The 20161-nt window shown below is 72.1% G+C and carries 19 protein-coding genes; 5 read left to right on the plus strand and 14 right to left on the minus strand.

What is annotated here, in order from left to right; translation table 11 throughout:
* Positions 1-65: 65 nt before the first annotated feature.
* On the plus strand, positions 66-254 hold the full coding sequence (locus FHL80_RS16085) for an acyl-CoA dehydrogenase family protein (RefSeq protein WP_281283487.1): 189 nt from the start codon (positions 66-68) through the stop codon (positions 252-254).
* 117 nt (positions 255-371) lie between these two features.
* Here the strand turns inward: FHL80_RS16085 and FHL80_RS16090 are convergent, their stop codons facing one another.
* From FHL80_RS16090 to FHL80_RS16135, 9 genes are all read right to left on the minus strand, one after another.
* The gene (locus FHL80_RS16090; RefSeq protein ID WP_246078721.1) at positions 372-653 is read right to left on the minus strand and encodes a fumarylacetoacetate hydrolase family protein; all 282 of its coding nucleotides are present in this window, start codon (positions 651-653) and stop codon (positions 372-374) included.
* A 442-nt stretch (positions 654-1095) separates the two neighbouring features.
* Complete coding sequence (locus tag FHL80_RS16100; RefSeq protein WP_138734395.1) at positions 1096-2313, minus strand: FAD-dependent oxidoreductase; 1218 nt, start codon at positions 2311-2313, stop codon at positions 1096-1098.
* A gap of 30 nt (positions 2314-2343) precedes the next feature.
* Positions 2344-3474, minus strand: a complete 1131-nt coding sequence (locus FHL80_RS16105) for an FAD-dependent monooxygenase (protein ID WP_138734396.1) — start codon at positions 3472-3474, stop codon at positions 2344-2346.
* Between the two features lie 117 nt (positions 3475-3591).
* Positions 3592-4875: an Nramp family divalent metal transporter gene (locus FHL80_RS16110; protein WP_216870782.1), complete on the minus strand. Its 1284-nt coding sequence runs from the start codon at positions 4873-4875 to the stop codon at positions 3592-3594.
* 121 nt (positions 4876-4996) lie between these two features.
* On the minus strand, positions 4997-6019 hold the full coding sequence (locus FHL80_RS16115; RefSeq protein WP_138734398.1) for a VOC family protein: 1023 nt from the start codon (positions 6017-6019) through the stop codon (positions 4997-4999).
* Between the two features lie 253 nt (positions 6020-6272).
* Positions 6273-7244, minus strand: coding sequence for a fumarylacetoacetate hydrolase family protein (locus FHL80_RS16120; protein WP_216870783.1), 972 nt, complete (start codon positions 7242-7244; stop codon positions 6273-6275).
* A 19-nt stretch (positions 7245-7263) separates the two neighbouring features.
* The gene (gene eno / locus FHL80_RS16125) at positions 7264-8556 is read right to left on the minus strand and encodes a phosphopyruvate hydratase (protein WP_138734400.1); all 1293 of its coding nucleotides are present in this window, start codon (positions 8554-8556) and stop codon (positions 7264-7266) included.
* Entirely contained in the window at positions 8553-9545 is a 993-nt protein-coding gene (locus tag FHL80_RS16130) for a phosphotransferase family protein (protein ID WP_138734401.1), read from the minus strand. Before FHL80_RS16130 ends, eno begins: the two co-directional genes overlap by 4 nt.
* Positions 9542-10555 (minus strand): C-terminal binding protein, encoded by a 1014-nt coding sequence (locus FHL80_RS16135; RefSeq protein ID WP_216870784.1) that lies wholly within the window; start codon positions 10553-10555, stop codon positions 9542-9544. The genes FHL80_RS16130 and FHL80_RS16135 overlap by 4 nt, the downstream gene beginning before the upstream one ends.
* A 90-nt stretch (positions 10556-10645) precedes the next feature.
* Here FHL80_RS16135 and FHL80_RS16140 point away from each other — a divergent pair, with 90 nt between their 5' ends.
* Positions 10646-11629: a LysR family transcriptional regulator gene (locus FHL80_RS16140; RefSeq protein WP_246078722.1), complete on the plus strand. Its 984-nt coding sequence runs from the start codon at positions 10646-10648 to the stop codon at positions 11627-11629.
* 18 nt (positions 11630-11647) lie between these two features.
* On the opposite strand, the gene FHL80_RS16145 is transcribed toward FHL80_RS16140, so the two are convergent.
* Positions 11648-12583 (minus strand): LysR substrate-binding domain-containing protein, encoded by a 936-nt coding sequence (locus FHL80_RS16145; protein ID WP_216870785.1) that lies wholly within the window; start codon positions 12581-12583, stop codon positions 11648-11650.
* Between the two features lie 99 nt (positions 12584-12682).
* Between FHL80_RS16145 and FHL80_RS16150 the strand changes: the two genes are divergently transcribed.
* From FHL80_RS16150 to FHL80_RS16160, 3 genes are read left to right on the plus strand one after another with little or no spacing between them, the layout of a single operon-like run.
* Positions 12683-13663, plus strand: coding sequence for a fumarylacetoacetate hydrolase family protein (locus FHL80_RS16150; protein WP_216870786.1), 981 nt, complete (start codon positions 12683-12685; stop codon positions 13661-13663).
* Complete coding sequence (locus FHL80_RS16155; RefSeq protein ID WP_138734406.1) at positions 13660-14598, plus strand: VOC family protein; 939 nt, start codon at positions 13660-13662, stop codon at positions 14596-14598. Before FHL80_RS16150 ends, FHL80_RS16155 begins: the two co-directional genes overlap by 4 nt.
* Before the next feature lie 35 nt (positions 14599-14633).
* On the plus strand, positions 14634-15764 hold the full coding sequence (locus FHL80_RS16160; protein ID WP_138734407.1) for an FAD-dependent monooxygenase: 1131 nt from the start codon (positions 14634-14636) through the stop codon (positions 15762-15764).
* Between the two features lie 69 nt (positions 15765-15833).
* Here the strand turns inward: FHL80_RS16160 and FHL80_RS16165 are convergent, their stop codons facing one another.
* The 4 genes from FHL80_RS16165 to FHL80_RS16180 all read right to left on the minus strand — a co-directional run.
* Complete coding sequence (locus FHL80_RS16165) at positions 15834-16160, minus strand: hypothetical protein (protein WP_138734408.1); 327 nt, start codon at positions 16158-16160, stop codon at positions 15834-15836.
* 150 nt (positions 16161-16310) lie between these two features.
* A complete protein-coding gene (locus tag FHL80_RS16170) occupies positions 16311-17471 on the minus strand; it encodes an FAD-dependent monooxygenase (RefSeq protein ID WP_216870787.1) in 1161 nt (386 codons plus the stop codon).
* A gap of 339 nt (positions 17472-17810) precedes the next feature.
* On the minus strand, positions 17811-19037 hold the full coding sequence (locus FHL80_RS16175) for an ABC transporter substrate-binding protein (protein ID WP_138734410.1): 1227 nt from the start codon (positions 19035-19037) through the stop codon (positions 17811-17813).
* An 87-nt stretch (positions 19038-19124) separates the two neighbouring features.
* On the minus strand, positions 19125-20161 hold a 1037-nt coding region (locus FHL80_RS16180; protein ID WP_138734411.1), incomplete at its 5' end, for a branched-chain amino acid ABC transporter permease.

Consider the following 20161-nt stretch of genomic DNA (forward strand, 5'->3'; position numbering starts at 1 on the left):
TGCAGAGCAGCGGTTCGAGACGGTGCTGCTCGAGCGCCGTGGCCGCGTGGCCCTCGTCCGGCTGAATCGCCCGAAGGGCGCGGCGGGTCTGTGCCATGGCTCGGGACATGCTCGGCGGCAACGGGATCCAGCTGGACCACCACGTCGCCCGCCACCTCGCGGACGTGGAAGCGATCTACACCTTCGAGGGCACCGACACCGTGCAGGCCCTGATCGTCGGGCGGGCGATCACGGGTCTGTCAGCCTTCGTCTGAGTTCTGACCAGAGGAGCTGGTTCGCCGGCTTGGCGCCCGATCGCGAAGGAAGCCTCCAGAGAACGACGAGTTGCCAACAGGAAACGCGCCAGGGCCGTGCCTGCGCGGCGTGACACCTCAGCTCGACCGTGCCCGACTGCGGGCGCGGCGACGAGCTGGCGCTGTCGGCGGTAGGTCAACCCCAGCGACCACCTGGTTGCGGATGGCGCCGATGCCCTCGACGGTCATCTCGACGACGTCGCCGGGCTGCAGCGGCGGGGGAGCGTCGTCGGCGCGGGTGCCCCACAGCTCGGCCAGGCAGCCGCCGTTGCCGCAGGTGCCCGAGCCGAGCACGTCCCCGGCGCGCACCTCGGTGCCGCGGGAGGCGTAGTTGATGAGCTCCTCGAACGGCCAGCCCATGTTGGACAGAGGTCCTGGCCGATCTGCTCGCCGTTGACGCTGACCCGCATGTCCAGCTGCAGGAACCCGTCGTCGCCCCGGTACGGCTCGAGTCGTCGGCGCCGCCGATGCCGTGCGGGAAGCCCTGCACGCCGCGCTCGGCGTCGGTGCCGGTGTCCAGCATGGTGTGGACGGGGTTGGTGCGCCGCCGCCAGCCCTTCTGCGGGCCGTCCATGTCGAAGCTCTGCGACAGGGAGAAGCTCACCCCGCGGCGGACCAGCCGGGCACCCTCGACGCGCTTGTCCTCGGTGAGGAAGTTCAGCGTGCCCAGCACGTCATCGGCACCCCAGCGGCCCCAGTTGGAGCAGCGCTTGGCGGCGGCCGCGATGGCGCCCTCGGGGTCGGTGCGGTCGAGCCCTGCGTCGGTCGTCATGGATCTCCGTCCTTGCGCTGCGTGGGAGGCTCAGTCGGTGATCAGCGCCAGCTGCTTGTTGATCTCCTTGGGGTTCGTGTCACCCACGACCTTCTGCAGGAACGGGGTGTGGTCGAACAGGAAGTCGCGGACCGGCTGCAGCAGCCGAGGCGCGTGATGGAACATCTGCCCGTTCTGGTAGGCCATCTTGACCTGGAAGTTCACGTGCGGCTTCCGCGGCTCCTCGTAGGACTGCAGCGCGCGGGTCACCGCGGCAGGGTCGGTGAGGTCGACACCCCGCAGGGTGCGGCCGATGAAGTAGCCGTCCTCGATCGCCATGCCCGCCCCGTACGCCGCATAGGGCGACGTCGCGTGCGCCGCGTCGCCGGCCAGCGTGACGCGCCCCTTCGACCACTGGTCGAGGTAGCCGCGGTCGCGCAGCACCCACCGCTGGACGTTCTCCCGCTCCGTGCGGGCAATCAGCGCCGGCAGCGGGTGGGGGAAGCCGCGCCCAAGCTCTTCAGCTCGGGCAAGGAGGTCTGCCGGGGGCGGTACCTGGGGGTCGGTTGCCTCCAGCACCCACCACTGGTAGCCGGCCCGGCCCTTGTACCGGATCGACGTCCAGCTGCCCTGCACCTCGCGACCGTGCCCGATGACGCACATGCCGGTCTCCCCACCGATGTCGTCGGCGAAGGTGAACCCGGCGATGGCGTGCAGTCGATGTTCGCGGATCGGGGTGTCCCCCCACAGCGTGCTGCGGACCAGCGAGTTGATGCCGTCGGCGCCGACGAGCACGTCGGCCTCGTGGGTGCTGCCGTCGGTGAAGTGCAGCGTCACCGCCCGTTCGTCCTGCTCGATCCGGTCGACCTGCTGGTCGGTTCGCAGGACACCCGGGGGCAACGCGGCCAGCATCCGCTCGTACAGCTCCGGTCGGAGGAGCCCGATGAAGCCGCCGCCGCGCCCGTAGGCCCGTTCGATCTCGGGGTCGCTCTTCACGGTCGCGCGGACCTTGCCGTTGATGCTGCGGAACTGCGACTGGCAGGGGGCGCCCAGGTCGGTCGTGTCCACGCCCAGGAGCCCCAGCGCCTTCACCGGCGGAGGCCAGAGGTTGAGCACGTTCCCGGCGGGACGGGCTTCGTGGTAGCGCTCGAAGGCGACCACGTCGTGGCCGGCCTGGTGGACCGAGAGTGCGGTGGCCATGCCGGCCGGGCCGCCGCCGAGGACGGCGACGCGCCCGCGCGGGGCTGCTGTGGGGCGGGGGGACGACATCGTTGGTCTCCGTCGGTAGCGGTGGGGTGGTCAGGCGGGCTGGCTGACGGCGGCCGCGACGCGGCGGGTGACCCCGGGGACGTCGCCCTGGACGTGATCGAGGTTCCACTGGGCCATCTGCATGGAGGCGTCGACGACGGTCTTCACCCGGTCGAACCGGCGGGCGGTGAACGCTGCCCACAGGTCCTCGTCGACTGCGTGCCGGTCGGTCAGCAGCTCGGCGAGCACCGAGGCGTCCTCGAAGCCCATCGCGGCACCCTGCGCGATGGTCGGCGGGCAGGTGTGCACCGCATCGCCGATGAGCACCACCCGGCCGCGGTTCCACGGGGCGTCGAGGAGGTGGTGTTCGAACCAGGTGTAGTTCAGCTTCGCCGGGTCGGTGAACGAGTCGCGCACCTCGTCCCAGGGGCCGTGATAGGGGCGACTCAGTTCGAGGAAGTCCGCCAGCCGCTCCTCCGGGGTCTGGGTGGTGCGGTCCCGCGCCTCCTCGACGAGTGACCAGTAGGCCGTCGTCGGCGAGGTGGGGCAGACCAGGGCCATGTAGGAGGGGCCCCCGAAGATGGCGTGGAACTCGGTGACGTCAGTCGGCTTGGAACCGAACATCCGGAACGCGCCCATGCCCACGGACTTCGTCTCCAACGGGATCTCCAGGAGCCGCCGGGTCCAGGAGCGCAGTCCATCGGCCCCGACCACCACGTCGTAGCGAGCAGTGGAGCCGTCCGAGAAGTGGACGTCCACACCGTCGTCGTCCTGGGTGAGGGAGTCGATGGTCGTGGAGAACCGGAACCGGACGCCGGCCCGTTCCGCCCGGGCCACCAGGATCCTGGCCAGGTCGGGCCGGTACATGCCCACGGTGGAGGGCAGGTCCGGACCGCCGAACGGGATGTCGTCGACGCGGGCGACGATGGTCGCTGCTGGGTCGGGCAGCCGGATGACGAGCTGGGAGAACGGTTGGCCGACCTGCAGGCACTCGTCGAGCACACCCAGTTGCCGGAGCACCCGCAGTGCGTTGCCCTGCAGCGTGATGCCTGAGCCCAGCGCGCTCACCTCGGACTTGATCTCGACCAGGTCGACGGCGACACCAGCATCGGCCAGCAGGGCCGCGGCGGTGGTGCCGGCGGCGCCGGCACCGACGACCAGCACGTTCTTGACAGCGGGCACGGCAGGACTCCTCGTCGAGTGGTGGATCACGTTGGGAACGGCGTGGCTTGTGCGGACATGCGCATCGGACATCGCTCGGATCCATCCGCTCGATGACCGGTGCAGCAGCTCGCCCGGTCAGCCGACCAGCGTCCAGAGCAGGAAGGCGTTCAGGCCGATGATCGCGGCGGCGGCGACGGCGGCGGCCGCGGTCGTCACCGGCCGGTTGACCAGGTCGCCCATGACCGCGCGACGGCGGGTCAGCAGCACCAGGGGGACCAGCGCGAACGGGATGCCGAAGGAGAGCACCACCTGCGAGGCGACCAGGGCGGTGGTCGGGTCGATCCCGATGGTCAGCACGACCAGCGCGGGGGCGAGGGTGAGCGCCCGGCGGCCCAGCAGGGAGATCCGGCGGCGCACGAACCCCTGCATCACGACCTGGCCGGCCAGGGTGCCCACCCCCGAGGAAGCGAACCCGGAGGCCAGCAGGGTGAGGGCGAACAGCGTGGCGGCCGGCGCGTCCAGCGCCCGGGCGAGACCTGCGTGGACGCCCTCGAGGGTGTCGGTACGCGGGATGTCCGAGCCGTGGAACAACCCCGCCGCGACGATCAGCATCGCGGCGTTGACCAGCCCGGCCAGCCCCATGGCCACGACGACGCCCCGCCGGTGGGCTCGGAGCAGGTGACGCCGTTCTGCCGACGTGGGCGCCTCGTCCCGCCGGCAGGTGAGCGCACTGTGCAGGTAGATCGCATGCGGCATGACCGTGGCGCCCAGGATGCCCGTGGCCAGCAGCAGGCTGTCGGTCCCGGCGAGGCCGGGCAGCAGGCCACCGGCCAGGGGCGCCGGGTCCACCGGCACGCGCAGCAGGGTGATCAGGAACCCGACGAGGATGACCGCGAACAGCCCGGTGATCGCCCGTTCGAAGGGGCGTTGCCCGCGGCCCTCGAGGGCCAGGAGGACGAATGCGACCGCGCCCGTCACGGCTCCGCCGAGCGGGAGCGGCAGTCCGAACAGCAGGTTCAGCGCGATGGCGCCGCCGATCACCTCGGCGAGGTCGGTCGCGATGGCCACCAGTTCGGCCTGGAGCCACAGTCCCCGGTTGACCGCGGGACGGAACGTGTCGCGGCAGACCTCGGGCATGCTGCGGCCGGTGGCCAGGCCGAGCTTGGCCGAGAGGGTCTGGACCAGCATGGCGAGCAGGTTGGCCGCCACGATGACCCAGAGCAGCAGGTAGCCGTGCGCGGCACCGGCGGAGAAGTTGGTCGCGAAGTTGCCCGGGTCCACGTAGGCGATCGCGGCGACGAACGCCGGCCCGAGCATCGTCGGGAGAGCAGCGCGACGGCCCCCCGTTCGTCGCCGGAGGCCGTGCGGCGTCGGGGACACGGCTGGGGGCGACGGGACGGTGACCTCGATGGTGGCCATCCGGGTCTTCTTCCTCGTGGTCGGGGCCGCCGCGTCGTCGGCGCGGCGGGTGGTGGGTCGGGAACGCCGGCCCGGGGAGCCCGGTCGTCGTGGCGAGGGCCGGGATCCCCGAGCGCAGCGGTCAGCCGTTGCCGCGCTTGGCGTACGGGTTGATCAACTGGTCCTCGGTGCCCTCGAGCACGCCCTCCTCGGTGGCCGTGGGGTGACCGGGGTCGGGCGGGAAGGACTCGGTCATCGACATGGGCAGGCTGGCGTTGCGGTAGATGGAGGCCGAGCCCTGCGAGGGCTTCCAGACGGTCGGCTCCCAGTCGGGTACGTAGTTGCGGTAGCCGCCGGTGTTGAGCTCCACGCGGTACCCGGACGGCTCACGGAAGTACAGGAAGACCTGCTCGCCGATGCCGTGGATGGAGGGCCCGTACTCGATCATGGTGCCGTTCTCCATGAGCACGTCCGCGGCGTGCGCGAGCTCCTCGTAGGAGTCGGTCCAGAAGGCGATGTGGTTCGACCGTCCCGGGATCTGAGAGCTGTCCAGCACGATGCCCAGGTCGTGGGACTTCTCGTTGGTGGTGAGCACCCCGAACACGGTGATCGGGGCCTCATCGAGCTCGGTGTAGGCCATGATGCGGAAGTCCAGGACCCGGCTGTACCACTCGCAGAACGCGCGGACGTCGGTGGCGGCGATGGTGACGTGGTCGAGGGTCCGTGGCGCGGCACCGTGGCTGGACTTCTTCTCCGGCCGGTCGGGGAAGATCGAGGCGTTCCCCTCGCCGTGGAAGCGGGGCAGTTCCCAGTACAGCTCGAGGGTGTGGCCCCACGGTCCGGTGAACTGGTAGGAGCGGCCGTGCCCGCGGCGGGGCTCGTGCCAGCTGCCGGTGATGCCCTCGGCCTCCACCTGGGCCGCGGCCTGCTCGAGCGCCTCGGCGCTCTGGGTGCGCCAGGCCATGTTGACCAGGGCCGGCTGCTCGCCGGGGGAGATGACGAGGCTGTGGCGGTAGTAGTCGCCCCAGCACCGCAGGTACACCGAGCCGTCGTCGTCCCGGTCGATGACGCGCAGGCCGAACTGCTTCTCGTAGAAGGCCACGGAGGCCTCCACGTCCGGCGAGGTGAGCTCCAGCTCGGTGAGCTGGGACAGGTACTTCGACACGACAACTCCTTCATCACAGGGTGGGAACAGGGCTCGGTCGAGCCGGGTGTCGGGCGTCGGCCAGCCACGGCGTGGAATGGCCTTCTCGGGGCGTGCGTCAGCTGGTAACGGCAGCGGTCTCGCCATTCCCGGAATTGGCTTGAGTCGATGGGATGGCCCGGGGAATTACCTCGGGAGAAACGCTATGGGGCGCGCAGGAAAGGCGGAAATGCGGAGTGGGAATGCGTGTGATCCAGGTCGTGGATGACGCAGGTCACACGTCTTCGGCCACGCAGCGGTTGTGTTGGACGCCCAGCCCCTCGATCGCGGCCGACATGACGTCACCCGGCTGGAGCCACCGCTTCCAGTGCCCGCCGTTGCCGGCGGGGCTGCCGGTGAGCAGCAGGTCCCCTGGAAGCAGGACTGCTGCCGCCGAGGCCGAGGCGATCAGCCCGGGGACGTCGAAGAGCAGGTTGGCCGGGACGTCGTCCTGCATGCGCTCGCCGTTGAGGTCGAAGGTGATCCGCAGCTGCCGGTGGTCGGCCACCTGGTCGGCGGGGACGAAGAAGGGCCCGGTGGGCAGGAACGTCGGCCGGTGCTTCGCCCGCAGCCAGTCGCCGCCCAGCACCCGGTGCTCGGCCGGGAACTGCAGGTCGCGGGCGCTGACGTCGTTGCACACGGTGTACCCGGCGACGGAGTCCATCGCCTGTTCACGCGACACCCGGTGGGTCCGCGCGCCGATCACCACGGCCAGCTCGGCCTCCCAGTCCACCCGGGCGGCCTCCGGCGGGAGGAGGACGTCGTCGTCGGGGCCGCACAGGGCGCTCGGCAGCCCGACGAAGATGAACGGGCTGCCGCTGCGGACCTTCTGGTCCATCTCCTCCTCGGCCGCCCGGCGGAGCTCGTCGTCGGATCGCGGGTCCTCCGGCGCCTTGCCGGACACGATCATCTCCGCGACGTGCGAGCGGTAGTTGGCCCCGGCCTGGAAGACCTGCCGCGGCTCCACCGGTGCCAGCACCCGCAGGTCGGCGACGGCCGCGCCGGCCGCCGGGGCCACCGTCCGGGCGAGTTCGGCGAGCCGGGGAGAGATGGTGGCCCATGCCTCGAGCAGGGCGAGGTAGGTCGCTGGTCCGTCGACCAGGTCGCCGTCCCGCAGCCGGTGCACCCGGTCCCCGACGACGAGGCCGGGAAACGGCCCGGCGCCGTCGTCGAAGCGGCCCAGGGCGTGCCCGTCCACTGTGCGCATCATCGTGTCCTTCTCTCGGTCAGGCGGAGTGGGGGAGGGCCGCGGGACCGGCGTACTCGGCGCGCCGGCCGAGCTCCGCGTCGAGCCGCAGCAGCCGGTTCCACTTGGCGGTGCGCTCGGAGCGCATGGTGGAGCCGACCTTGATCTGGCCGGTGCGCCAGCCGACGGCGAGGTCGGCCAGCCAGTCGTCCTCGGTCTCGCCGGACCGCGCGGACAGCACCGTCGCGTAGCCGGCGGCATGGGCCGTGCGGACGACGGACCGGGCGGTGTCCAGCGTGCCGATCTGGTTCGGCTTGACCAGGACTGCGTTGCCGACCCCCTCGTCGATCCCGCGCTGCAACCGGTCGGGGTTGGTGACGAACAGGTCATCACCGAGCAGCTGGCGGCCCTGCAGCCGCTGGGTGGCGGTGCGCCAGCCGGCCCAGTCGTCCTCGCCGAGCGCGTCCTCGAGGGAGACGATCGGGTAGGCGGCGCACCAGTCGGCCAGTTCGTCGACCAGCTCCTCCGAGGTGAGCTCCCGGTCCTCGGCGGCGAGCACGTAGCGACCGTCCGCGCGCAGGAACTGGGTGGCCGCGACGTCGACGGCGATGCCGACGTCCTCGCCGGGCCGGAGCCCGGCTCGGGTGATGCCGGCGACCACCACGTCCAGCGCCGAACGGTTGGTCGGCAGCAGGGGACCCAGACCGCCCTCGTCGGCGACCAGCGCCACGGGCAGTCCGCGGTGGGCGAGTTCCTCCGCCGCGCCGGCCCGTACCCGGCCGGCCCAGTCGATGGCCTCGGTGAACGAGCTCGCGCCGACCGGGACGGCGAGGAAGTCCTGCACGTCGATCGACCGGCCGGAGTGCGCGCCGCCGGAAATGATGTTGACCATCGGCAGCGGCAGCAGCGGGGCCGCGCCGTCGTCGGCGACGGCCTCGTACAGCGGCAGCGCCCGGGCGGCGGCGGCGGCGATCGAGGCGGCGACGGACACCGCGAGAACGGCGTTGGCCCCGAGCCGGCCCAGATCGGAGGTCCCGTCGAGGTGCCGCATGGTCCGGTCGAGGCCCGTCTGGTCCGTGGCATCCAGCCCGCGGACCGCGTCGGCGAGCTGGCCGGTCACGTTGGCCACCGCCCGCCGGACACCGTTGCCGCCGTGGCGGGCCTCGCCGTCCCGCAGCTCACGCGCCTCGTGCCGCCCGGTCGAGGCCCCGGAGGGCACCGTGGCACGGCCGGTCGCGCCGCCGTCCAGGCGGACCTCGCAGCCGACCGTGGGCTTGCCTCGGGAGTCCAGGGCCTCCCAGGCGAACAGGGAGGCGATCGTCGTGTCGCTCATGCGAGCAGCTCCCAGGAGTCGGTGATCGTGGCGGGGGGATCGGTGAGCAGCCGGCGGGCGAGGTCACGAGTGGTCCGCCGCTGGTCGTCGGTGAGGTAGTCGGCTGGGCTCTTCCCGTCGACCCGGGCGAGCAGCAGGCAGCCGGTCTGCCGGGTCAACTGGTCGGCGGCGATCCGGACGGCGCCGGCCAGCTCGGCGTCCAGGCCGGCGAGGAAGGCACTCGCGGCGGCGGAGTACGCGACGGCGGTGTCCGGACGGTGGATCGACTTCAGCAGCAGGTGGCCGACGGTCCAGGCCGGGTCGAACGTCGGGTCGCCCACGTGGGCCACCTCCCAGTCGATGACCCAGGGCTGCCCGCCGGACGGGTCCACGAGCACGTTCTTGGGGGTGTAGTCGCCGTGCACGAGGCACACCCGGCTGGCCGCCATGTCCTCGACGGTCCGCCCGATCACCCCCGCCAGGTCGGGGTGCCGCTCAGCCACGGTGCGGTGGAAGGGATCGACGCGGAGCTGGGTGAACGCCGTGACGTCGTCGAAGTCGCGCGTGACGTCGGCCCGGCCGGCGGTGCTGCGCTGCCACATCCCGAGGGCGTGCCCCAGCTGCTCGGCCACCGACGGGTCGGCGTCTCCGGCGAGCAGGTCCTCCTTCCAGGTGCGCCAGGAGTCCGGCGCGCGTTCGATGACCAGGTAGCCGTCGGACAGGTCGAGGACCGCCGGGACAGCTCCGGGCAGGAGCTGCCCGGCCAGCCGGAGCGCCCGCCCCTCGGTGTCGATGCGGGCCGGGTCGGCCAGCCACTCCTCGGCCACCCGCAGCCGGCCGAGGGCCTGCTTGACGACCACGTCCAGACCGGGGCCGCGGACGGCGACGACGTCGTTGGAGACACCCCCGGCCAGGGTGCGGACGTCCAGGTCGTCGGCGGAGGTGGCCAGTCCGCGCCGGACCAGGTGCGCGGTCAGCGCGCCGGTGCCCGGCACCGCGGCGGCGGTCACCGCTGCACCAACGGGAAGCGCAGCGCCGGGCTGCTGAGCACCTCGCGGTTGACCACCGTGGCCGGCACCCGGCCCTGCAGCACGTCGACGACGTTGGTCGCGGCCCTGGTCGCCAGCTCGATGAGCGACCCGTCGGAGGAGAACGCGGTGTGCGGGGTGAGCACGACGTCGTCGCGGGTGCGCAGCGGGTGGTCGGCCGGGAGCGGCTCGGGGTCGGTCACGTCCAGCGCGGCGCCGGCGATCCCCCCGGACTCCAGGGCGGCGAGCAGTGCCGCGTTGTCGATCAGCGGTCCGCGGGCGGTGTTGACCACCCACGCGGTCGGCTTCATCCGGCGGAGCTGCGCGGCGCCGATGAGGTGGTGGGTGCGCGCGGTGAGCGGCACGTGCAGCGAGACCACGTCGGCCTGCTCGAGCAGCTCGTCCAGCGAGGCCACGGCGCGGCCGCCCGCGGGCGCATGCCCGGACAGGTCGAAGGCGATGACCTCGAGGCCCAGCGCCTGGGCGCGGGAGGCCAGAGCCGAGCCGATGACGCCCAACCCCACGAGCCCGAGCACCTTGCCGCGCAGCCGGGTGCCGGCGCCGGGCACGTCCCGGCCCCAGAGCCCGGCGGCGACGTCCCGGGTCAACGGCAGCAGCCGGCGGGCCAGCGCGAGTATGCCGAGCAGGGCCGAGTCGGCGACCTCGTCGACGCAGTAGACCGGCACGTTGCTCACCACCATCCCGAGCTCGGTGGCGTGGCCGACGTCGATGTTGTCCACCCCGACGCCGTACCGGGCGACCGTCCGGCAGCGGACCGCGGCGTCGAGGACCGCGGCGGACACCGTGGCGAAGCAGGTCAGGATCGCGTCGGCGTCCGGGGCCAGCCCGACCAGCTCGGCCTCCTCACCGCTGGGGGCCAGCACCAGTTCGATGCCGGCTGCCACGAGCACCTCGCGTTCCACCTCGGTGGTCGGCCAGGCGATGTCGGTCACCAGTACCCGGGCCGTCCTGTGCGTGCGGGCGTCGGTCATCGCACCTCCTCGTCGAGTCGCGGACGACGCTAAGGAGGACCTGCGTCGTCCGGAAATGCACAGCATGGTTGGCTGCGATCCACCGCCGTGATGGCCATCACGGGCGGGGAGGAGGAACTGGTGAAGCTCGGTCAGGTGGACCTGAACCTGCTCGTGGTGCTCGACGCGGTGCTGCGGGAGAAGAACGTCACGCGGGCGGCGGAGAGCCTGCACCTGTCCCAGCCGGCGACCAGCACCGCGCTGGCCCGGCTGCGGCGGGTGCTGGGAGACGAGCTGCTGTACAAGAACGGCCGGTACATGGAGCTCACGCCCCGGGGGGAGTCGCTCATCGAGCCGGTCCGCGAGGTGCTGGCGACGATCGAGCAGACCATCGTCCGGCCACCCGTGTTCGACCCGACCCGGGACACGCGCCGGTTCTCGGTCGTGGCCAGCGACTACGTGGGAGTGACGCTGATCCGGCCGCTCATCGCGCGGCTCTCCGGGCTGGCCACGGACCTCCGGCTGGACGCCGCGCCGGTCGGCGCGCGGTACCTCGACGCCCTGCAGCGGGACGAGGTCGACGTCGCGATCCTGCCCGACCAGATCGTCGACCAGCGGTCGCTGTCGGACTGCTCGCAGCTGCCCGTCATCGCCGACCGCTTCGTCGGTGCCGTGTGGAGCGGGCACCCGCGGGCGGGGGACCGGCTCACCGCTGCCCTGCTGGCCGACTCGCCCTACCTGGAGTACGTCGTGGAGGGGCGCAGGTCCATCGTCGAAGAACAGCTGGACGCAGTCGGGTGCACCCGTCGCGTGGCCGCGACCGCGAGCGGGTTCGTGCCGATGCCGTTCATGCTGGCCGGGACCGAGCTGGTCGCGGTGCTGCCGGAGCGGCTGGGCCGGCGGGTCGCCGGCGCTGCGGACATCAGGCTCCTGGAGCCGGAGATGGACCTGCAGCCGCTGCGACAGTCGGCCTTCTGGCACTCGCGGCGCGACCGGGACCCCGGACACGTCTGGCTGCGCGAGCAGCTGGCCGTGGTGGCCCGGGAGGAGGGGGTCGAGCTGGCGTCCGGCGTCGTTGGCCCGGGGACTGCCTGAGGTGGCCCGGGCTCCGCGCTATCCCAGACCCGCCGGCTGCGGCTGACCGAGGCCGGCGCTCACCTCCGTGAGGACGTCGACCAGCCAGCGGTGACCGGGGTCGAGGCGCCGGCTGGGGTGTGACCACGCGGTCTCGGTGATCGGTGGCAGTTCGACGGGCAGCTCGACCACCCGTAGGTCGTGCGCGGTGAGCTCGCCCGCCAGTCGCTCGTGGAAGAGCACCAGCAGTTCGGTCCCCACCACCAGCCGGTCGAGCAGGCTGAAGCTCTCCACCCGGACGGCGCAGTGCCGGTCGACGCCCAGGGTGGCCAGCGCGGCATCGGCCGGGGAGGCCATGAGCAGCTCCTGGAAGGGCATGACCCAGCGCGCCCGGCCGACGTCCGCCAGGCTCAGCCGGTCGCCGACGGCGGTGTTGCCCCGCCACGTCGCGCACACCCAACGGTCGCGGTACAGCTCCACGCTCGGGACGTCGGGCAGCGAGAACAGCCCGCGCGGGACCACCAGCAGGTCGACGTCCCGCAGCAGGGCCAGCGGATCGGTGACCACCCGCCTGTCCAGCGACCGGAGGTCGAGGCTCACGTGGGGCGCGGCGCGGGTCACCGCGGCGACCAGCCCCGGACCCAGGACGGTCAGCACCGAGTCCGAGCAGGCCACCGTGAAGCGCCGGTCGGCGGTGGCCGGGTCGAACCGCGGCTGTGCCGCCAGCACCCGCTGCAGCTGTTCCATGGTCGAGCCGAGCTGACCCCGCAGAGCCTGCGCCAACGGGGTCAGCTCGTACACCGTGCCCACCCGCTCCAGCAGCGGGTCGTCGAAGTGGCGGCGCAACCGGGCGAGCGCGGAGCTGGTGCCCGGCTGGCTCAGCCCCACCCGTTCACCGGCCCGGGTGACGTTGCGCTCCTCGAGCAGGGCGTGCAGGACGACGACCAGGTTGAGGTCGAGGCTGGGCAGCTCCACCGGGACTCCTCTGTGACCGGCGCCATCAGCGAGCCGGATGGCCAGGCATACCAAAGCGGTGTTTCCGCTCCGCCCACCGGGCAGCTGATGCTGGTCATCGTGCCGCTCACCATCGACCATGCCGGCAGTTGGGCTCTCGCGTCCCTGGCGACACCCAACAGTCCTGCCTTCCCCGCGCTCGTCGTCCGCGACCGGGTGCTCGACCTCTCCGACCGCCCGGAGCTGGGTCTGCCGTCCTCCACCCGGCAGCTGCTGGACCGGTGGGACGACGCGCGTCCCGTGCTCGAGGACCTGGCCGGCTCGACGGGGGAGTGGCGGCCGCTGGACGGGCTGACGGTGCTCAGCCCCGTCGAGCCCCGGCAGGTGTTCCAGGCCGGCGCCAACTACCGCACGCACGTCATCGACATCGCCGTCGCCCACCACGACGCCTCCGACGGCCGCACGGTCGAGCAGGTGCGGGCCGACGCAGCGGCGGAGATGGACGCCCGGTTGCAGCACCCGCCCTACGTCTTCCAGGGGCTGCCCAGTGCGATCACCGGTGCCTACGACGACGTCGTGCTGCCCTTCGACGGACGGCAGCCGGACTGGGAACTCGAGCTGGCCGCCGTCATCGGCCGCCGCGCCCGCCGGGTGGCGGTCGAGGACGCACTGGACGTCGTCGCCGGCTGGACGATCGTCAACGACCTCACCCTGCGCGAGCGGATCTTCCGCCGGGACGCCCCGGCGTTGGGCGCCGACTGGCTGGCGGCGAAGAACTCGCCCACCTTCCTGCCCACCGGCCCGGTCCTGGTGCCGCGCGCCGCCGTCCCCGACCCCTCTGACCTGCGCATCGAACTGCGGCTCAACGGCGAGGTCATGCAGGACGAGTCGACCAAGGACATGCTCTTCGACGTCGCGCACGTCATCGCCCACTGCTCGACCGTGGCGACCCTGCTCCCCGGTGACCTCGTGCTCACCGGCAGCCCGGCCGGCAACGGCCTCCCACGTGGCCGCCTGCTGCGCGCCGGCGACCGCATGGACTCCACCATCACCGGCCTGGGCGCCCAGGCCAACCGCTGCGTCTCCGAGGAGCACTCATGAGCGACCGTCTGATCACCCACCTGCGGCACGTCGACCTGGCGGTGCCGGACTTCGACAAGCAGCGCGAGTTCTACACCACCCTGTGGGGGCTCACCCCGGTCGCCGAGGACAACGGCATCGTCTTCCTCGCTGCCGAGGGCTCGCCGGAGCAGTACATCGTGCGGCTGCGCAAGGACGCCGACAAGCGACTGGACCTGGTCTCCTACGGCGCCGAGTCGCCGGCGGACGTCGACGCCCTGGCCCAGCGGCTGGGCACCGCCGGCGTCCAGCTGGTCAGCGAGCCCGATGTGCTGCAGACGGCCGGCGGCGGCTACGGCTTCCGCTTCTTCGACGTCGACGGCCGCACCATCGAGGTGTCCGCCGACGTCGCCGTCCGGCAGCACCGGAAGATCGAGGAGCGCGAGGCCATCCCCGTCCGGCTGTCGCACGTGGTCCTCAACTCCCCGGATCCGTCGCGCACCCAGGCCTTCTACGAGACCCACCTGGACTTCGCGCTGTCGGACACGCTCACCCACCCGTTCGGCGGGGACCTGATGAAGTTCATGCGCTGCAACCCGCAGCACCACAGCATGGCGATCGCCAAGGGCCCGCATGCCTCCCTGCACCACGTCTCCTTCGAAATGCGCGGCCTGGACGAGTACATGCGGGGCACCGGACGGCTGCTGCGCGCGGGGACCCGGATGATCTGGGGTCCGGGCCGGCACGCCGCCGGCGACAACACCTTCAGCTACTTCCTCGACCCGCACGGCAACACCATCGAGTACACGACCGAGCTGGAGCTGCTGGACGAGGACGCCTGGCACCCGAGCGTCTACGACGTCTCGCTGCCGGAGAACCAGGACCAGTGGGGGACGGCGAACCCGTTCGGCGAGCTGCTGGCCAAGGAGAGCTTCAACGACGTGGACCGCGGCCTGTTCGTCGCGCCCCCGATCTGACCCGACCCACCCGTCCCGGACGAAGGAGTCCTCCCATGGCCGCTGTGGACAGCGTCCTCGTGATCGGCGGCGGTGTCGCCGGCGCCGCCACCGCGATCCTGCTGGCCGACGCCGGCGTCAGCGTCGACCTGGTCGAGATGAAGCCCGACGTGACCGCGCTCGGGTCGGGCATCACCCTGCAGGGCAACGCCCTGCGGGTGCTGCGCGAGCTCGCGGTGCTCGACGAGTGCCTGGTGCAGGGCTACGCCGCCGACCAGCTGGTGATCCGCGCGCCCGACCCGGCGGCCACCGTGGTCGCCACGCTCACCGAGCACAGGTCCGGCGGTCCAGACCTGCCGGCCAGCATGGGGATGTACCGCCCGGACCTGGCCCGCGTCCTCATGGGCCGGGCCGAGCGGGCCGGGGTCAAGACCCGGTTCTCGACCACGGTGCAGGACCTGGAGCAGGATCCCTCGGGCGTCGACGTCCGGTTCACCGATGGCTCGACGGGGCGCTACGACCTGGTGGTCGGCGCCGACGGGCTCCGCTCCTGGACCCGCCGACTGCTCGACGTCCCGCTCGAGACGCGCTCGGTCGGCATGGGCATCTGGCGGGTGTTCGCGCCTCGGCCGGCCGAGGTGGTCAGCTCCGAGGCGGTCTACGGCGGCCGGTGCTACATCGCCGGGTACACGCCGACGTCGGAGTCCTCGCTCTACGCCTTCCTGGTCGAGGACGCGCAGGACCGCACCACCATCACCGACGAGGAGAAGGTCGCCGTCGTCCGGGACCTGGCCGGCTCCTACGGCGGCCCGTGGCGGGAGATCCTCGAGGCGATCACCGATCCCGCCGCGATCAACTACACCTGGTTCGAGGAGCACCTGCTCGACGCCCCGTGGCACCGCGGTCGGGTGGTCCTGGTCGGCGACGCCGCGCACACCTGCCCGCCCACCCTCGCCCAGGGCGCAGCTCAGGCCCTCGAGGACGCGGCCGTGCTCGTCGAGCTGCTCCTCAGCGCCGACGTCCTGGACGACGACCTGCTGTCGGCCTTCACCGCACGCCGGCTGCCGCGGGTGCGTGAGGTCGTCGAGGCCTCCGTGCAGCTGGCCCGCTGGCAGTTGGCGCACGAGCAGGGCGACGTCCCCGCGCTGATGGGCCGGATCGCGCAGCTCACCAGTACACGAGCCTGACCGCACGACGGCAGAGGGCCACCACCCGCGGGCGCCGTCAGGGACCTGAATGGCCGACCACCGTTCGGCTCAGGACCTCCGGTACTGCGTGCGGGCGTAGTCGTCGTAGGGCGCGGGGTGCACCGTCGCCCTGATCCTGGAGAACCCGAGGGCGGTGTCGGGCGGGGTGCCCGGGCCGGGGTGCTCGCCCCAGACCAGCTCCACCTCGCTGCCAGGCGCAGCATGCTCGCGATCGATCACCGCGATCGAGAGGATGGCCCCCACGGGGTCGAGATGGGTGGCGTACTCCGACAGTCCGATGAGCTGCGAGCCCTTCTCCACGCGGTCCTTGCTGTAGCTCAGCAAGAAGTCGCGCTCCGGGCCGAACACCGCCGCGACGTCATCCGCGTCCCACACGAGGGTGACCTTTCGCCGGTGCCAGGACGTCGTGCGAGTTCACCGACGACGCCGTCACCCGTACCAGGACCTCGTCGTCGGCCGGCTGGGGTCGTGGGACGTCGGCGAACACCGGAGAGGACGCTGCGGTGGGCAGCACGTAGGCGCGCATCAATAGGCCTCCTGCGCGATGCGCGCCTGAGCGCCCGGGATGCCCAGACCCAGCAGCTCGGTCTCCTCGGGGGTCAGGCCCTCACCTCCGGTCTCCTGCTTGAGCAGCGCCAGCGACATGTCCGCGACGAACAGCGCGCGGTCTCGCCTGCGCTCGAACCAGGTCTGGAGCGCACTGTCCAGGGTCGGGTGCTCGCTGAGGGCGGCGGCGAGTGTGACGGCGTCCTCCACCGCCATGGCCGCGCCCTGCGCCAGGTGCGGGGGAGCGGTGTGCGCGGCGTCACCGGCGATGGCGATCCTGCCGTGGAACCACGGCTCACGCACGGTCACGTGGTAGAGCGGCGCGTAGCTGACGTAGTTGTCGGCGGTGATGCTGTCGCGCATCTCCCCGATCCGACCGGAGAAGCCCTGCATCCGCTCCTTCGCGAGGCGGATGAAGTCGGCGGGGTCGAATCTGGGGTTGTCGGGTTCGGGGGTGACGAGCCCGAAGTACATCTGCTCGTCGCTGATCGGGGTGAGCACCGCCTTCGCCGGGCCACTCACGGCGAAGGCGATGTGCGTGAGGTCGGCCGGGCGCGGCATGGTGATCCGCCAGCACGCGGATCCGGTGAACCGAGGGGTGTAACGGTCGCCGAAGAGGTGTTCGCGGATCTTGGAGTTGACGCCGTCGAAGCCGACGAGCAGGTCGTAGCGGTCGCTGCCGGCGCCCCGGTCGCGCACGGGTGGGGTGCGCTTGCCGGTCCAGGTGGCCAGTTCGACCTCGACACCGTCGGCGTGCTCGGTGATGTTCCAGACCGTGGAGCCGGTGCGGATGCGAGCGCCGGCCTTCTCCGCGGCCTCGCGAAGGACGGCGTTGTAGAGGGGGCGGCTGATCGCGTTGTTCGACGGCGTGCCGTAGCGGCCCTCTGCCGGCGGGATGGACGCCACCTCGACCCCGGCCGGGTTCCAGATGGCCAGCGGCTCGAACGGGAAGCCGACCGCCAGGCAGGCGTCCCGGACCCCGATCTCGTCCAACGCGGCCAGGGCGTTGTTCGGCTGGCTGAGCCCCACGCCCAGGACAGCTTCCGGACCCGACGCCTCTACGACGTCGACCTCGACGCCGCGCTGGCCGAGGGCGGCGGCCAGGGTCAGGCCGCCGACGCCGCCGCCCTGGATCAGCACTCTCCGGACCGCACCCATCAGCAGTCTCCGAGCGTTGAGGCGTGGTCGTCAGCAGGAGCAGTCATCGAACATCCCATCGGGTGGTGGACCAGGGCGCTGAGGCAGGGAGGACAGCTCGTCCGTCTCCCGGTCCAGCAGTGCGACCTCTGTTCACGAGCACGCTAGGAACAGTCACGCCGGGCGGAAGTGATTGGTGGTGATCTCAGCGATTCGCCCGGCGCATGATCGGGGTCACATCCGCGAACAGGGGCAGGCTGAGCCCGGACGCCGGCGGTGGTGTGCGGACAGCGCAGCGCCTGCCCACCCGGCCGGAGCCGGGTGGGCGGCGCCGCGGTGCGGTCAGCCCTGCGCGAGGTCGGCCGCGTCGACGACGTCGCCGGCGTCCTGCCAGCTGGTCCCGTCGAACTGGAGCACCTGGTACTGGTGCACCAGTCGGCTGCCAGGCCCGGCGGTGAGCTGCATGCCGGGCAGCAGCGCCGGGTTGTCGGCGCCGTCGATGGCGTCCCAGGCCTTGGTGAAGGCCTCGCCACCCTCGCCGTCGGAGTCCTCGAGCGTTGCCACGATGGCCGCGGCCGCCCCGTAGCCCTCGATCGCCAGGTAGCTGTCGGCGTTCTTCGCGTCGCCGTACTGCCCGATGTCCGTCCGGAAGGCCTTGACGCCCTCGTCCTCGGCCCAGCGCGGGTCGGCCGGGTCCTTGAAGTACTGGGCGGTCAGGGCGCCGGTCACGTTCGGCAACCCGGCCGGACCGATCGACGTCGCGAAGTCGGAGGCGGCGCTGTAGAGATAGACCTGCGGCTTGTAACCGATGTCGGCCATCGTGCGCAGGGTGGCCGACTGCGCCGGGCCGACGACCGCGAGGAACAGCGTGTCGACGCCGGCGCCGCGCAGCTCGTTCAGCTGGCTGGTGAGGTCGACGACGCCGGGAGCGACGGTGAGGACCTTGGCCGGGGCCACCCCGGCGGCGGTCAGGCCCTCGACCTGGCTCGTGGTCAGGTCGTTGTTGATGCCGAGCACCCCCACCGTGGCGCCCGGCCCGGCCTCGGCGATGTGCTGTCCGACGACCTGGCCCTCCCAGCTGCCGTCGGGGAACCACCCGCGGGTGTAGGGGGTGGCGTCGGTGTCGGAGAGCGCCGCCTGGGTGCCGAAGGCGACCTGGGCGACCTTCTGGGCGTTGAGGTACGGCGCGGTCGCCGACGAGATGCCACCGAAGGTGAGGACGACGCCCGCGCTGTCCTTCGAGACCAGTTGGCGAGCGTTGTCGGCCTGCCGCGCCGGGTCGTAGCCGTCGTCGAGGAGCTGGTAGTCGATCTTCCGACCGTTGATCCCGCCGTCGGCGTTCACGTGCTGGAAGTACGCCGAGGCGCCGTCGGCGACGGCTGCGGCCCCCGCGAGCGGCCCGCTGAGCGGGAAGCTCATCCCGACCACGATCGGCTGGTCCGAACTCGACCCCGAGCCAGATGAGGAGGAGTCGTCACTGCGGCCGCTGCAGGCGGCCGTCAGCAGCAGGCTGCCGGCCGCCAGCGCGACGACCGCGCGACGAGACCACGGGCCAGTGGCAACGGACATGGGAGTACCTCGCTCTCACTGCAGCGGTGCAGTGTCGGACGGGAGGGGACGGCGGTCGCCGGCCCCTGGAACGGGATGGGACGGTGATCAGGGCTGAGGGGTGCGGCGGGTCCGGCGAGGCAGCCGGGCGAACAGCCGCCCGACCCCACCGGCCACGCCGGACGGGAGGAAGAAGAGGGTGAGCAGCAGCGCCGCGGCGTAGACCAGCTGCGACCACTGCCCGCCGGTGGTGGAGCCGATCTGCTGGCTGATCAGGTCGGGCAGGTAGACGATGAACGCCGCGCCCAGCAGGGCACCGGCCCACGTACGGGAGCCCCCGACCACGCACGCCGAGAGCAGCGTCAGCGAGAAGAACATCGAGTAGCTGTCGGGCACGGTGGAGGCCAGCACCAGACCACCGAGTGCACCACCGAGACCGGCCACCGCGCTGCTGATGCCGAACACGGTGACCGTGAGCCGGTTGACGTCGACGCCCTCTGACCGCGCCATCAGCGGGTTCACCCGCAGTGCCTCGATCGACCGGCCGAGCGGACCGGTGCTCAGGTTGCGGAGCACCACCAGGACGACGGTGACCACGAGGACCAGCAGCAGGAACTGGAACTGCTCGGGTGTGAGCCCCCAGGACCCGGGCGGGGTGATCGGTGAGCCGGCCAGCTGCAGCCCCACCGTGCCGCCGGTGAGGTCGGCGAACCGGTTCAGCAGCAACGGGAAGACCGCCGCGATCGCGATGGTGAGCAGGCCCAGGTTGAGCCCGCGGACCCGCAGCGCCGGCAGGCCGATCAGCCAGCCGGCCGCCCCGGACACCGCGACGGCGGCCAGGACCGCCAGGGGCCAGGCCCAGTCGAGCTCCTTGACCAAGATCATCGCGGTGTACGCGCCCAGCCCGTACAGCGCGCCGTGCCCGGCGCTGATCTGCCCGGCCCGGCCGATGAGCAGGTTGAGGCCGGCCACCGCGATCGCGATGGTGAGCACCCGGGTGGCCTTGAACAGGTCGTAGTCGCTGATCAGGAAGGGCAGCAGCAGGCCGACGACGAACAGCGCGGTCCACGCCCACGTGGCCGGGCGCCGCCAGAGCGGCCGGAGGACGACCCGGCCCGGGGTGGTCAGGGCGGTCGGGGCGGTGG

It is taken from the genome of Modestobacter excelsi, assembly GCF_005930495.1.
Classification (GTDB): Bacteria; Actinomycetota; Actinomycetes; order Mycobacteriales; family Geodermatophilaceae; genus Modestobacter; species Modestobacter excelsi.

What these genes read in the sequence shown, in the direction of transcription:
- FHL80_RS16140 (WP_246078722.1), top strand. Translation starts at nt 10,646, where the DNA reads ATGGCCATCACGGGCGGGGAGGAGGAACTGGTGAAGCTCGGTCAGGTG.
- FHL80_RS16110 (WP_216870782.1), bottom strand. Translation starts at nt 4,875, where the DNA reads ATGGCCACCATCGAGGTCACCGTCCCGTCGCCCCCAGCCGTGTCCCCG.
- FHL80_RS16160 (WP_138734407.1), top strand. Translation starts at nt 14,634, where the DNA reads ATGGCCGCTGTGGACAGCGTCCTCGTGATCGGCGGCGGTGTCGCCGGC.
- FHL80_RS16100 (WP_138734395.1), bottom strand. Translation starts at nt 2,313, where the DNA reads ATGTCGTCCCCCCGCCCCACAGCAGCCCCGCGCGGGCGCGTCGCCGTC.
- eno (WP_138734400.1), bottom strand. Translation starts at nt 8,556, where the DNA reads ATGAGCGACACGACGATCGCCTCCCTGTTCGCCTGGGAGGCCCTGGAC.
- FHL80_RS16135 (WP_216870784.1), bottom strand. Translation starts at nt 10,555, where the DNA reads ATGACCGACGCCCGCACGCACAGGACGGCCCGGGTACTGGTGACCGAC.
- FHL80_RS16120 (WP_216870783.1), bottom strand. Translation starts at nt 7,244, where the DNA reads ATGCGCACAGTGGACGGGCACGCCCTGGGCCGCTTCGACGACGGCGCC.
- FHL80_RS16090 (WP_246078721.1), bottom strand. Translation starts at nt 653, where the DNA reads ATGGGCTGGCCGTTCGAGGAGCTCATCAACTACGCCTCCCGCGGCACC.
- FHL80_RS16155 (WP_138734406.1), top strand. Translation starts at nt 13,660, where the DNA reads ATGAGCGACCGTCTGATCACCCACCTGCGGCACGTCGACCTGGCGGTG.
- FHL80_RS16175 (WP_138734410.1), bottom strand. Translation starts at nt 19,037, where the DNA reads ATGTCCGTTGCCACTGGCCCGTGGTCTCGTCGCGCGGTCGTCGCGCTG.